This is a genomic window from Grimontia sp. SpTr1, from assembly GCF_947387585.1.
In the GTDB taxonomy this organism is placed as follows: Bacteria; Pseudomonadota; Gammaproteobacteria; order Enterobacterales; family Vibrionaceae; genus Enterovibrio; species Enterovibrio indicus.
In genome coordinates this window covers 53,591-67,561 of sequence record NZ_CANDOD010000013.1, presented here as the reverse complement: position 1 = coordinate 67,561, position 13,971 = coordinate 53,591, and the positions used below count along the sequence as shown (strand labels likewise).

The 13,971-nt window shown below is 50.6% G+C and carries 9 protein-coding genes; all 9 read right to left on the bottom strand.

Annotated features, from left to right (window positions below; all coding sequences use genetic code 11):
• Positions 1 to 61: 61 nt before the first annotated feature.
• The 9 genes from tssM to tagH are packed head-to-tail and all read right to left on the bottom strand — an operon-like array spanning position 62 to position 13,965.
• Positions 62 to 3,607, bottom strand: coding sequence for a type VI secretion system membrane subunit TssM (gene tssM, locus QL223_RS17605; RefSeq protein WP_281545465.1), 3,546 nt, complete (start codon positions 3,605 to 3,607; stop codon positions 62 to 64).
• A 21-nt stretch (positions 3,608 to 3,628) separates the two neighbouring features.
• Complete coding sequence (tssA, locus tag QL223_RS17600) at positions 3,629 to 5,029, bottom strand: type VI secretion system protein TssA (protein ID WP_002538801.1); 1,401 nt, start codon at positions 5,027 to 5,029, stop codon at positions 3,629 to 3,631.
• Between the two features lie 11 nt (positions 5,030 to 5,040).
• Positions 5,041 to 5,721: a type VI secretion system-associated protein VasI gene (gene vasI, locus QL223_RS17595; protein ID WP_051997508.1), complete on the bottom strand. Its 681-nt coding sequence runs from the start codon at positions 5,719 to 5,721 to the stop codon at positions 5,041 to 5,043.
• 1 nt (position 5,722) lies between these two features.
• Complete coding sequence (locus tag QL223_RS17590; protein WP_002538794.1) at positions 5,723 to 7,273, bottom strand: sigma-54 dependent transcriptional regulator; 1,551 nt, start codon at positions 7,271 to 7,273, stop codon at positions 5,723 to 5,725.
• A 3-nt stretch (positions 7,274 to 7,276) separates the two neighbouring features.
• On the bottom strand, positions 7,277 to 9,892 hold the full coding sequence (tssH, locus tag QL223_RS17585) for a type VI secretion system ATPase TssH (RefSeq protein ID WP_002538790.1): 2,616 nt from the start codon (positions 9,890 to 9,892) through the stop codon (positions 7,277 to 7,279).
• 11 nt (positions 9,893 to 9,903) lie between these two features.
• Positions 9,904 to 10,695 carry a type IVB secretion system protein IcmH/DotU gene (gene icmH, locus QL223_RS17580; protein ID WP_002538789.1) on the bottom strand — a complete coding sequence of 264 codons (792 nt, stop codon included), beginning with the start codon at positions 10,693 to 10,695 and terminating at the stop codon, positions 9,904 to 9,906.
• Positions 10,696 to 10,698: 3 nt separating this feature from the next.
• Complete coding sequence (tssK, locus tag QL223_RS17575; protein WP_002538788.1) at positions 10,699 to 12,033, bottom strand: type VI secretion system baseplate subunit TssK; 1,335 nt, start codon at positions 12,031 to 12,033, stop codon at positions 10,699 to 10,701.
• Between the two features lie 2 nt (positions 12,034 to 12,035).
• Positions 12,036 to 12,509, bottom strand: coding sequence for a type VI secretion system lipoprotein TssJ (gene tssJ / locus QL223_RS17570; RefSeq protein ID WP_002538787.1), 474 nt, complete (start codon positions 12,507 to 12,509; stop codon positions 12,036 to 12,038).
• A 4-nt stretch (positions 12,510 to 12,513) separates the two neighbouring features.
• Positions 12,514 to 13,965, bottom strand: coding sequence for a type VI secretion system-associated FHA domain protein TagH (gene tagH, locus QL223_RS17565; protein ID WP_002538786.1), 1,452 nt, complete (start codon positions 13,963 to 13,965; stop codon positions 12,514 to 12,516).
• Positions 13,966 to 13,971 lie beyond the last annotated feature (6 nt).

The window sequence follows — 13,971 nt, the reverse complement described above, 5'->3', positions numbered from 1 at the left end:
TTGTTTTTATATTCAAGCCACCGAAAGTCATTTGATCTTTGGTGGCTTGATTTTATTGTCGTTAATATAGGGTCCGCGACAGGTTGAATCCTCTGAATATCGACGCAGTAAACGGATTGCTGTCTGCTTCAGAGTGCACACGGTACATCACGTTTCCACCGTCAATGTTAAAGCGATAATCAACACTGGTTGAGCTTGATCCCACAACCTCGGCCTGTTCCAGCAAGCGGAAAAACGCCCAAGGTCCTCGAATACTGATCCCTCTTGGCGAAGCGTTCGCTGCCACTGGAACCAGAGTGATTTTGCTGACCGCAGCTTCACGAAGTGTATTTGGCCAGACCAACCCTACGTTTTTGCGTGGTCCGTGACTGTATTCAACATACTGACCATCAATGTTGATGACAGAACGTCTTTTATTCGCGCTCAGCTCAATCGGCTCAAGCGTGAACTCAACATCCAGCACGCCCTTGCGATTGAAGAACGCACCTTGAATCGCTCTTGCACGGTCAATTTGATTCAACACATCCTGGCGGATAAGGGTTTTATCCCCTTCTTCTGAAGTAAACTCGCCTGTGTCCTCAAGGAACATTCGCAGGTTGCTTTCGTAGAAGTTATTCAGGATGCCATTAGGGGCAAAGAAAGCTTCGAAGTCTTCCAACGCCACATCTTTAGAAGAACGCACGTTAAACGGGTAACGCGAAGCGAGTTTGCTTTGGAACGGATTGAATACATCTGCCGCCCAACGAACTTCCAGATAACGAATCGCTTCCTGACGAATCACGTACCAGCTCTCATCTGCCAGTTTTTTCAGCATGATGTCGTAAGGCTGTGGCATGCCAGATGCGATGCGTTGCAGCACATAAATAGGATCAGAGTTGTTCAGCGAGAGGCGCGCTTTGGTCGCATCTAATGCGGCTTTACCGACATCAGGCGCATCGTTGATTGACTTCATGTACGCAGTCAGTTGGGTGACCGCATCCATCACCTCATCAAGGTAAATCGGTTTACCCGGTTCGGTTTCCGAAAGCCCATTCAGTGAAGAGAATTGGTTATCAACCATCGCTGCGACACGATAACGTGGAGACTTAATCAACTCTTCTTTCGCTGCGTCGCCTTCAGGCAGAGCCGGGAACAAGTCTGTGTTATCCGTAACTTCTTCAAGCAAGCGATGCAGAGGTTGGTTGTTGCCTGTAATGCTTTCCAGCACAAGTACCGCGTTATAGATATCCGGGAAAGATTTCACGTCGATATCGTTGGTCGCACGACGCCAGGTATCGGAGTAATCCGCTACATACAGGCTGCGGATCTTTTCTCTCAATACACGCTTATCTTCATCAGAGAAATCTATCGATTCAACCTGCCCCAGCACCCAACTATCAACCAGTGCCAGTTCAGAGACAGAATCTGATTCAGGAATGAAGTAGGTTTCGAAACCTTTCTTGGTAAGGATACGTGGGATATCAAGGTTATTCGCTTCCGAAACACGCTCAGTAAAGACCACATCAAACACAGGACCGATAGAGGTCGCCAAATTGATTGGAGAGCCTAAAATTGCCGTCGATGCTTGCTTGAGATTTCGGTAAACACGTTGTTCGATTGGCATACGGCTCAGTTCGCGTTGAGCGTTGTAAATAAGTCCATCGTATGGCGCCAGTACCCGCTCTGCATCTTCCTGTCCATCAACACGATCACCCACCAGATCGGTATGCTCCATCGCGTAATCCAAGTGCTGCATCAAGCGTTCTTGTGTTTCACGGTCGCCTTCGTACTGTTCTTGCCACTTGCTGGCAAAATAATTCTGCACCATGTTCTGATAACGGCCATCATCGTCCGTCATCATGCGGAAAACACGCAGCGAACCCAGTTTGTTTTCGTCATCGTCTGCACCAACAACATCGGCAGCTGCCACTTTCATCAAAGCTGGCAAGTAACGATTTTCAAGCAGGCTGAGATACGTGCTTTCGACTTGTGGCCCAATGACATGGCCTTGGTACAAACCTAAATCTGAAATGAACTTCGGTTTTTCACGGAAGAAACCAAACTCCAGTGTGGCCTGACGAATCGTATCCAACGGCGCGAGGATATCGACGCCATTATCGATAATTGCCTCTGATGCATAGTTGTTCTCGTACTCGTTGACCTTGGCTAATACTGCATCCGCCTGTTTTACGTTTTTCAGGTAGTACTTGTGCCAGGAACCGATCAATAGAAGTGACGCGATACCACAGGCAACGGCCGACAACATAATCACGCGGCGCTTGGTTTTCGCGACACGGAAGTTATCCGACGCCAAGCCTGCTTCCGGATAAATGACGTTATTGAACAGATTCTGAGTGAAGTAAGTGGTGGAGTTTGCGGCATTTTGTGCCGTATTCACCGCATGGGAAATACCGTAGCGGCGAGAGGCAGAATCGATAAACGCATTGGTCGGCACACCTTGCTGATACACGGAGGTGAAATACACGCCACGCACCAATGCCGATGTAGAAAACTGGTCACTACCAAATGCATCTTGAAGGAACTGCTTTAACACATCATGCAGACCTGCCATTTGACGGCTAAAGCTGTACATAGCAGTGCGATCTTCACCATCGAAACACTGCATCAAGGCTGTCGGCAGCATCTTGTTAACGCGTTCGACAAACTGCCCGAAGTCTTTATCAAACTCATTCAGCCAGCTATCGAGATCGTCCACGGAATCCAATGTGAAAGTGAAGCCCATGACTTCTTCACGCTCCGCTTTGGAGTAGTTACGGAAGAAGGGTTCAAAGCCGTGAAGCAGGTCGAGCTTAGTCAGCGATACATAAACAGGCAGACGGGTAGAAAGGGTTTCCATCAGCTCGCGAAGACGGGCACGGATCAGATTTGCATGTGCTCTGCGCTCAGTCGTCGTTGCAGTAGCAAGCTTAGCCACATCCAGCGCAATCACTACACCGTTTAACGGGCGGCGGCTTCGCGTTTTTTCAAGCCATCTTACGAAGTGGATCCAGAGACGGCGCTCCATCTCCCCTTTACCATCGCTGCTGGTTGCACGTTGGGTTAGTAGCTCACCATCAGGGTCGATAAGTACTGAGTCATCACCAATCCACCAGTCGAAGGAAAACGGATTTTCACTTTTCTTGCCCGATGCACGCATGACCGATGAGAAAACAAAGTTCTGACCTGAGCGGTTAATGAGGCTTGTTTTACCCGCATTCTCTGGCCCCAAAACCAAATACCAAGGTAAGGCATACAGGTAGTTTCGTTTGTTCAGACTCTTTTGCAGTGCAGTCATCACCTGATTGAGTTCAGCTTCCTGACGCTCTTCATAGCGTTGGATTGGGTCTTCCTGAAGCTGACGTTCACGCGCCTGATCTGCATGGTAGCCTTTGAGTTTTCGCCATTGCAAAAAGCCCCAAGCCGCCAGCCAGAAAAGGGAGAAAATCACACTGGTAATAAGGCGCGCTGTAACAGGCTCCAGCGGGTGGCTCTCGTCAATTTTAAGCCACGGACCCGCCCACCATATCGCGACATTGATCAAGACGAAAATGGCCACCAGCAATATAGGTAACGCCGATTTCATGGCGGGTAGCATTTTCAGAAGAAGCGATTTTAACTTGCTGAACATTTCTTTCGATCCCTGCTTAAATTATGACTTCGCAATGTTTTCTAAACGTTGAATCAATGCGGGTTCCCAATCGGTGAGCGAGGTATGGTTGGCCTGCTCTAAAAGTTGGTGGTAGTGCTGATCTGCCATGGCAGAAAGGTTGTGACGCTTCATGACATCTGCTGAGAGCATGCGCCAATAAAACTGGTCTCTCGGTTCTTTGGATGTTGATAGGCCATCATTGAGCATGGCTAACGCCACCGACAGGCCGCCTTCATCTGCGAGGGTGAATGCTTCTTTGCGCTTTCCATCCCAATCAGAGGTGGTTGCTGAGCCCATACTTGTGGTGTCACCTTCATCAAGCCAACGACGTGTTTCTTCGCCAACATAAGGCATGCCGCCTTTGAAGCTAAGCTCAGCCACCGCAGGCACACGCTTCACAAAACTGCGAACTTCCGAAGCGATGGTATCTGCCCACTCTGCGTTGCCGAGTTTGAGCGCGATGCGATAACTGAGAAAATGACCGTCAATCCAGTAAGGAGCTACAGTGAGGCTTTGCTCTACCTTGCGCCAAAGTGCGTGGTCCGCACCCCGGCTGAGTTGATCTTCATACTCTGAAATTCGGTCTGCCGAGACTGGCATAAGCTGTGTTTCACCGTTCGCCTCGGCATCCGGCGCAGAGGTAATAGAGAACCACACGGCAAAGCGACGAAGACGGAGTGCCAATGCAATGCCGCCGTCCAACTCGGAGACAAATTCAGCCACTTTCAGCAGCGTTTGTTTAACAGCGCGGTCTGAGCTGCCATCTATCTCCAGTTTCGGAGAAGGTGCACTGGCTGACGAGGACGCCGTTTCAGAGGGTGCCGATGAAGGTACCTGTTGAACTTGCGGCTCTGGGGTTGCCAGTTTTCGTTTCAGCAAGGAAGCGATATCTAACACACCTTCTGTCGGCAGATCTTTTTCTTCTGCAGCCACTTCTAGTTCTTTTAGCGCTTTCTCCACTTCTTCTTTCTGATCGACATCGAACATGGAGAAATCGAGCTTCTCAGCCGCTTTCTCGGTGCGCTGAACAATCTGGGAGAAGAACTTACGACGCGGCAATACGCCACGCGGGCCGGGAGCGGGATAACAAGTATCCCAGTAAGCAGCGATGAAATCCGCCAGGATAAACACCGATAGAGTGAAACGCTCCGGTGAAGACTGATACTGCAAACACTGCAGAAGATGAGTCAGCAGTTTGAGGTCTTTGGTTTGCGTCTCAATCAGCTTCATCGCACTTTGTTCAGCTTCCCCCCACTGCACTTCTGCGTGAGAAAGTGAGCCGACTTTCATCATTTGGGTTTCAACAAAGTCCAACAGTGCGTCGTCCAACAGACGTTCACCGACTGGGTTTTCTCCGGCAATCGGCTTAGCGACTCTTTCTCGGTAGGTTTGCATATCCATGATTTGCTCCCCTACCAACGACATGTCTGGCGCATGGGTTTGATGCTCTCGCGCAAGTCGGCAGTATCAAACGTCAGGTTACCGATCGCTTCCAAATCAGAGCGAAGCACCGCGCGTTGGCCAGACATTAATGCCTTCATCACATCAATAGCTGGAATACCACGACCCGCACGCATGATGTTGCCAGTGTCATCGCTTAACCAACGCTGGGTGACACTGTAACCTGAAGACGCCATTACTTCCGCTTTACCCTCAGATGTTGCGGTTGGCAGTATCAACTCAACCCGGCTGATATTGTCGATACAGCTGAACATCAGAATGGGCATTTCATTCTTTTTCTGGTTTCTGTCAGGCAATGCAGTCGCTGTCATCCAAATGCCAGATTTGGGTTCAGCCCGATTGGCGTAGCGAAGCGCAAAACCGGTTTCATCTTCATTTCGCTCAGATTCGCTCTGTTTTGCGCGTTCCCATGCTTCCGGTTTTTGCACAATGACAGCGGCTTCTGGCTGACCAGAAACCGGCGTTTTGAACACCTCATCAAAACACGCCAGCCGGTCGAGCCTCGCTGGAATATTCACACACTCGGAGGCGCTTTGAATCAGTGCCTTGTTGTCAGTCTCGTTTGCCAGCGTGTTTGCGCTTGAGAACGCCAGCCCCACCATTAAACACAAAGAGATTGGTCGGTACGTCATATCAGTCAATCTCCATTTTCAGGCATTTATGCGCGAGAGTGCGTTTGGGTAAGCCAAGGCTTTCCGCTGCTTTTGAGCGATCGCCGCCGTAACTGGACAGACGATAGCGAATCACGCTGCTCTCGAAGTTCTGAACAGCAGCCTTGAGGTTGTTGATGTCATCAATATCCACGCCGATATAACTTTCAGAATTCACATCATCCGAATTCGCGGCGACTGGGCTGGTTTGCTGCAACACACGACCGCTAAAGCTGGAAGGGGTAATTTCTTCACCATTCGCTGTTAGCGCACAGGCGTATTCAATGAGGTTTCTCAATTCACGTACATTTCCAGGAAAGCTATGTCGATTCAGTAAATCCAGCGCGGCATAGCGAATACCAGCAATGTGTACACCTGCCTGCTTGTTGTATTCAGCAATGAAGTGTTTACAAAGTTCTGGGACGTCTTCTTTGCGGATATTCAACTCCGGCATGAAGACCGGGAATTGATTCAGACGGTAGTAAAGGTCTCGACGGAAACTGCCCTCTTCGGCCTTTTCTTCCATCGCCACATGTGTCGCCGCTACCAAGCGGAAATCTGCATTCACTTCACTGGAAGCGCCCACTGGACGATAGGTGCGGGTTTCGAGAACACGCAGCAGTTTGGCTTGCAGTGCCAACGGCATGTCACCGATTTCATCAAGGAACAATGTGCCGCCCTGCGCATCGGCAATCAGCCCTTGTTTAGCGCGATCAGCGCCAGAGAATGCACCTTTCGCATGACCAAACAACTCACTTTCCAAAAGGTTTTCAGGAATCGCAGCGCAATTGATGGCGATAAACGGCTTTCCTTTGCGGTCTGAAAGTTCATGCACCGCGCGGGCTACCAGTTCTTTACCTGTTCCTGTGTCGCCACAAATCAGCACGTTTAACGAAGATTGCGCCACAGTAACGACTTTCTCGCGCATTTCCTGCATCAGTCGGCTTTCGCCAATCAATACGTTTTTCAGTTCATAGGCTTGTTCGCGCTTCTGCTCATCGTTGCGAATACGCTTGATGGATGAACTCAGCGCTGAAATTTGGCGATGCTCTTCACCCAAATCCTGAATAATCTGGCTTTGGTTAATAAAGATCTCGCAAATGCTTTGCCACTGAGGATCAGCCAGCAAACTGCTCAGTTGATGAGAAGAACCTGTGATAGTCAGAATCGCTTTGGTTTTTCTTGCGCCCGGCGGAAGCGGCATCACCAAGACACTTTCACCGCGCTTGCGATGATTCATGAGCTCAACGAAAACCGCATTTTCTTGCCAGTAATTTAACTTGGTTGGGTCCAACAGCATGGCTGATGAGGATTGGAAAACATGCGCAAACGGATGGCTGAAATCGTCCACTTCCCAGTCAAAATGTTGGCCATTACCCTTGGCGCACAGCTTTCTGCCCTGCTGGCAAGGGAGCATGACCCACACGTTGCTGATCTGCAGGTTTGATTTCAACGCATCAACAAAGGTGTCCGCGAGCGTTTGCTGATCACGGATACCAGAAAGTGTTGCTGCCAGTGAAAGCCAATCTGCCATTGCTTATTCCACCTCGCTGACAAACTCGCCGTCTTCTGCGGTGAGATAAACGCGCTGCACAGGCTCTCTCGCGGCAAGCTTATTGAGCAAAGCCAACGATACTGGCGGCAGCAATTGACCTTCGATGATCGCTTCAAGCATGCGGGCGCCATTTTCCGAGCGTGTAGCACGGCGTTGAATTTCTCCCACCAGCGCATCATCAATTTCGGTTTCTGCGTCATAACGCTGGGCAAACACTTTAACCAAGCGGTTTAGCTTGCCTTTGATAATGGCATTGAGCGTATCGCCGCTAAGTGGTAGATAAGGCACAATTTCCATACGCGCCAGCAGCGCCGGTTTGAAGAAAGCGGCCAGCTCTGGATACAGCATTTCTTCCAGCAGTTGCGGTTGCTCTGCATAATCGACGATGGTCTGGTAGCCCAGATTCGAAGTGAGGAAAAACACCACATTCTGGCAATCAATCACACGGCCTTCGCCGTCTGCTAGCTCACCTTTATCAAACGCTTGATAGAAGAGGTTCAACACTTCCGGGTGCGCCTTTTCTACTTCATCAAGCAGCACGATGGAGTAAGGCATTTTGCGGATAGCTTCCGTCAGGATGCCGCCTTCTCCATAGCCTACATACCCCGGAGGCGAGCCAATCAGACGTGAAACGGTATGTTTCTCCTGATATTCAGACATATTGATGGTGGTCAGGAATTGCTTGCCGCCATAGAGTAGCTCGGCAAGTTGCACCACAGTTTCGGTTTTACCAACACCACTTGGCCCAGCCAGCAAGAAGGCCCCTTTCGGACGTCCGGGACGACGCAGGTCAGCACGTGCAGTCAGTAAGTGACGGTGAATCACTTCCAACGCGACATCCTGTCCTTTGATTTCATTACCCAGCAGTTCTGGAAGGTGGGTAATACGGCTCAGCTCATCAGTGTTCATCTGATCAACAGGAACGCCCGTCCAATCACCAATCACTTCGGCAATCTGCTGCGCATCCACATGTGGGTGAACCAAACGCTCAGTGTGTGGAATGGCGTCAAGCTCGGCATAAAAACCGCGCAATTCATTGCGAATGGTTTCGCGATCCTCGTCGCTCAGTGGCTCTTCTTCTTCTGATGGCACCGCAAGAATCTGCTGACGCTTTTCAATCACATCAGCAACCAGATCTTTCTGAACACGCCATGCTTCACGCAAAGCTCCCTGCTCTTCGAGATCTTTTGCTTCGTCAGCTTTAAGTGATGCAAGCAGCGCTTCGTCAACGTCATAGCCGAGCTCAGCCTGACGGTTCAACATATCAATTTGGCGTTGACGCTGAATGGTGCGAGTTTCCAGCTCTGCCAGACGACGCGGTGGTGAACTTAGGTTAATCGCGATTCGTGCACATGCAGTGTCGAGCACGTCGATGGCTTTGTCCGGCAATTGACGGCCAGAGACGTAACGCTCAGAAAGCTCCGCTGCTGCCACCAGCGCGTCATCACTGATCAGCACTTGGTGAGATTTTTCGTAAACGCCATGCAGACCGCGCATGATATCGACGGCTTGCTCGACATTCGGCTCGTCCAGCTTCACCAGTTGGAAGCGACGGCTCAATGCTGGGTCTTTTTCAAAGTACTTTTTGTATTCTTTCCATGTAGTTGCCGCGACGGTGCGTAGCTCACCACGGGCCAGAGCTGGCTTCAACAGGTTCGCCGCGTCACCGCCACCTTCCTGTGCACCTGCACCAATCATGGTGTGGGCTTCGTCGATGAAAAGAATGATAGGAACCGGAGAGGTTTTTACCTCATCAATGATGGCTTTCAGGCGTTTTTCGAACTCACCTTTTACAGAAGCACCTGCCTGCAGCAAACCTAAGTCCAGAGACATCAGATCAATGCCTTTCAGCGAGTCCGGCACATTGCCATCAACGATGCGCTGAGCGAGGCCTTCTACAACGGCACTTTTACCGACACCTGCATCACCAACGACAATCGGGTTGTTTTTACGGCGACGACATAGAATGTCGATCATCAGATTAATTTCGTCATCACGGCAAAGCACAGGGTCAAGTTCACCTTGCTTAGCCATTGCCGAGAAGTTGGTACAGAATCTCGCCAGTGCGGTTTCAGCTTCAGCAGGTACCGCTTGTTTTCCTTTGGAAGAATCAGATTTGACTGCTGTTTCAGCAGAATCTTCTGTCAGTCGCGCGAAGTGCTTCTTCATCGTTTCACGATTGACGCTTTCAAGCTGACGGATAAGGTTCAGCGGCAAGTAACGGTCCGGGCGGATAAGTGCCGCGAGGAAAATAACACCCGAGCGGATTTCCGAATGACCCAGATCAGTTGATCCCAGAAGCCATGCATCCTGAAGAAGTTCAACCAACAGCGGAGAAAACGACGGCGTATTTTCCGGCACGTTTTCGCGGCTCAGTGCATCGCCAGTCAGTTGACGAATGTGCGTGTGGTCCACTTCCGCGCTTTTCAGCAATACGCGTACGTCGCATAACGGGTTATCCAACAAAGTGAAAAGCAGATGCTCTACTGTCACTTCTGGATTTTGTCGCTCAATACTCAGCGCGCCCGCTTGCTCCAGCGCCAGTTTGGTCTGCTGGTTAAGTTTGCCAATTAACGTATGTAGTTCTATTCGGATCACGGGTTCACCTGTTACTGAAGAAGTTGATTAAGCTGTTCAAGCACGCTGGATGTTTTATTGCTGAGTGCGATGGAGTACCCCGTAAACACCACTGCAAGCAAAGTGATAAAGCCTGCGAAGATCGTCCACACCGGTACCTGCTTACTCAGGCGGTATTTGGTAGAAACCACGTTGTTCGCGGCACTTGTCAGCGAGACTTGTTCGTTGTCATCCAGTTGACGCAACAGTTGGTGAAGCTTGGTGATCACCTTTTCATATTCTTCGCGTCCTTTTTCCATCACCTTGTAACGTCCTTCAAACCCAAGCGTCAGGCAAAGAAAGATGAATTCCAGCAGCGACTTGTAGCGCTCTGGCTCACTCTCCAGACGGGACAGAATCGTAAAGACTTTTTCGCCGCCCCAGGTTTCGTTATGAAAGCGGGTCAACAGAGAATGTTCGGCCCACACACTGTCTGCGCCCCAAGGCGTACTCATGATGGCTTCATCGACAAAGGAGCAAAGCACATAGCGGTAAGCCAGGATCACTGCGTGGTCATAACCTTTTTCAGTGAGTTCCACTTCAATGGCTTTCACTTCTTCCACAGCCTGCTTGTAGATGGTTTCCACGTTGTGGCATTCGGAGAGTTTTCTCACTCGAAGGGCCATCCCCAGCAGTGGTGTCGCAGCATCAATCAGTGGATTGATGTTGTCGCCTCGTAGCTTGAACCAGTAATCCTGATCCGCGTCGATATTGGTCGCTTCATCAAACAGGAGGTGGTCGTAATGGCGCTCTTTATCCGGCGCATCGATATACATTTCTGCCATGGCTTAGCTCCTTATTGCCCAGAATTGCAGGTCGAGATCCGGGAAGTTACCGGCGACGTGGAAGGCGAAACCGCTGGCATTGGCCAACATCGCCCAGGCAGCGCTGGTTTTATCCAGCTGGTAATAGGTGTATCCCGCGTGGTAAGGCAACTGACGTGGAGCAACCGGCAACGGAGAAACCGGAATACCTGGCAATTGCAGTGAAATGAGTTCGCGGATTTTCTCCACGGAAGCCACTTTGGTTTGCTGAACAAACAGCTTGCGAAGCTCTTCCATTGGCATGCGAGCGCGTACTGCCAGAATGAAGTCGGCATCGCGGACCAGCGAAGGATCCTGAAGCGGTGCCACCATAAGGCCGTACTTGCGTTGGTGAAGCTGGATAGAGACTGCACGCGGCTCCAGCACAATGCTGAGAGACTGACGAAGTCTGGTCATCACCGGCTTGAATGAAGAAACCGGCATGTCGTGCTGATAACTACCAAATTCCGGTGCCATGCGGCTTTCATCGGTGAAGGTTGCCAGCTCACCACACATGGAAGATAAAGCTTCATACAACCTTTCTGGGTGGAGGCTACGCAGTCGTGAAAGATGTTGAAGTTGTGGCTGCATGCGGTTCAAAGATTGAAGCAACATAAAGTCGGAAACATCCGCCACACCACCCTGGCTTGGCGCGCCAATACGTTGGGAAATGTTCTTCGCACGTTCACGCATCAGTCCTGCCATTTCGCCAATAAAACGATGAAGCACTGACACTGCACCAACGTTCAAGTGGCAAGGTACGAAGCTGTCATCAAGCAACACGCTGCCGTCAGGACGCTTTTCCAGAATGCGGGCAATCGCGATGGAGGCGTATGCACTGCGGTCTTCTTTTTCCAGCATCAAACGCAGGCAAACCGGACTCACATCAATCGGTGCCATGTCGCCTTGGAAGGTGTGAATATCACGTACTTCCTGACTGACAGAGGTGTATCGACCTGAACCTGCGCCTTCCGGCCAGGTCACTTCGGTGATCGAATCACTGCGAAGTGGAATGGCAAGATAGACAATCTGATTCGCCAGTGAACTATCGACCACTTCCAGCGCTTCTGGTTGCATGTCCTCCTGAGGAATGCGGAAGACAGTTCCGTCCGGCATCACGCCCGATGCGCTATCGAGCGCGATACGACCAAAGCTCAGATACTCTGCGTTCAGCGTCATTTCAGTCAGGCCATAGAGATAGCGGCTGACAGAGCCTACGCGCTCATCCAGCTGATATTCCAAATTACGCTGCTGCTGTTGAAAATGCTGCGGCTTAACAAAAAGCCCTTCGTTCCAGACAACCCGGTTTCTCGCTGACATCTTTACTCCACTTTATCCAGAACGACTTCGGTACCATCGAAGTACATAAGCAGGTGGTAAACCCGACCAACCGGCAGGACCTTAACGACTTTCTTCCAATCACTGACATCTGGGTCAGAGAAGCGCGCCATCACGGAGATATAGCGCGTGCTTTCATCAATCTGGAAATGGTCGATAAATTTGAATTGCCCCGGAATTAAAGAGAAATCCCGGTGGTCGACGTAATTACTTTTCAGCGCGCCTTCAGCATCGCCTGCCAGTTGGTCAAAGCCGGACGCCAGAAACATGGAGTCGTCTTCCAGTTCAAAGACCTGCACTTCAATCGGTGTCGCATCGCCACTGATGTTGGGATTGACCTTTTGTGTCGCCACCAAACTGAACGTCACCGTTGTCGGTTGATCTTTTGGCAACGCGTCATCGCTGCTCGAACAACCGAAAAGCGTGAATAGCAGAAAGCAACCTAGCAGACGTTTCATCGCCTTATACCTCCAGTTGTTTCTCACGAATCTTTCGGTCGTAAGCCTGATCAAAAATTTCCCAGAACAGCTTTTCGAAACCGCGTTGGCGGTCGGAAGTCAGCTCTTTGTAATAGTTTTTGTACATGTTCCATGCCCAGGCATCTGCAGACTCTGGTGACACTTCACCAGGACGGCGATAAGCACTGAATCGACGCATCAGCACTTCCGGTGAGAATGCGCGGAGAATCTGACCCAACGCTTCCACGGTTGCGCTTTGCACCGCTTCGTTGTGGTGTTGGATGTTGGTCAGGCTTTCACTGATCGCTGAAGGAGCAGACAGGTGAACCATACTGCGGTCACGATCAAACATGGTTTCGACTGTTTCTTCGTATGGCAGGCCAAGACGAAGTGGGTTGTCTTCAATCGGTTGAAGGTTCTTGTTCATCATGCCAAAGCGGCTTTCTTCTACCTGCTGATGCAGTGCAAGCAGACCACGAATGGCAGATTGCAGTGAAGCGCCCATCTCCTCCGACAGTGCCTGCATTTCAGCCATGTTGCTGCTGTTACCCGCTTGAACGCCAAGACCACGGAAGATAGGACCCGTTACCAAGTGATTGCCGTCTTCTGCAGAGGCCTCACTCGCGTATTCGCCCGATGCATAACCACTGAATCCGTTATCGCCATATGCATTTTCTGGCTTGTCAGCATTTGCGTAGTCTCGCCCTACTTCTTGTTCCAGGCGTTCAAGGGTTTTGTCATCCATCAGGGCATCCTCATAGGGTAAAGTCCGTTTCAGCGTAATCGCTGAACTCATTTCGTATTCGCTGTCTGCATGCACGGTTTTCTCTGCGCCGTGCCATTCGGTGTCTTTTGCCAGCAGGTAGCTTTCTTTCAACTGCTCGGCAGACATTTCCTGGTGTTCACTCAGTGGATCATCACCAGAAGAAATTTGGGGGGTGGCAGCTTCAAGGGCGGCCAAAGGGTCATCAATCACTGCATCATCGGGATTTTCAACGTCGCTATCGTCACGCTCAGCGCCAATCTGCGTCGCGTCTTTTTCTGTCAGAAAGACATTCTCTAATCCATGCTGATTCGCCGAACCGTCTGAGCCCGCTGCACTTAAATGAATGCGGATTTGGTAAGGACCAATCAGCACCATGTCGTTGTCTTTCAAGCGCGCTGATTTGCCTGCGCCGACGGGAATCGTGGCGCCATTCATGTAGCTCGCGCCGCGAACATCAAGCAGACAAAGCTCGCCATCGATTTCAACGATCTCTGCGTGATGCGGGAACACGCGGCCTTCTCTGTCGATCAGGTTCCATTCGTCGGCACCGCTGGAACCAATTGAGCCACCTTCATGGGTAAACACATGCGTGGCTGACAAACCTGCCTCTAAGTGCTGGGTGTTGGTTACCGTGAGAGTTGCCTGCTGCAACTGCGATTCCTGTTCTATCTTGGGATAGTGTTGAGACATATTTCC

Excerpts from the sequence above, each read along its gene's own strand:
- tssM (WP_281545465.1), bottom strand. The coding sequence starts at position 3,607 with ATGTTCAGCAAGTTAAAATCGCTTCTTCTGAAAATGCTACCCGCCATG.
- tssA (WP_002538801.1), bottom strand. The coding sequence starts at position 5,029 with ATGGATATGCAAACCTACCGAGAAAGAGTCGCTAAGCCGATTGCCGGA.
- vasI (WP_051997508.1), bottom strand. The coding sequence starts at position 5,721 with ATGACGTACCGACCAATCTCTTTGTGTTTAATGGTGGGGCTGGCGTTC.
- QL223_RS17590 (WP_002538794.1), bottom strand. The coding sequence starts at position 7,273 with ATGGCAGATTGGCTTTCACTGGCAGCAACACTTTCTGGTATCCGTGAT.
- icmH (WP_002538789.1), bottom strand. The coding sequence starts at position 10,695 with ATGGCAGAAATGTATATCGATGCGCCGGATAAAGAGCGCCATTACGAC.
- tssK (WP_002538788.1), bottom strand. The coding sequence starts at position 12,033 with ATGTCAGCGAGAAACCGGGTTGTCTGGAACGAAGGGCTTTTTGTTAAG.
- tssJ (WP_002538787.1), bottom strand. The coding sequence starts at position 12,509 with ATGAAACGTCTGCTAGGTTGCTTTCTGCTATTCACGCTTTTCGGTTGT.
- tagH (WP_002538786.1), bottom strand. The coding sequence starts at position 13,965 with ATGTCTCAACACTATCCCAAGATAGAACAGGAATCGCAGTTGCAGCAG.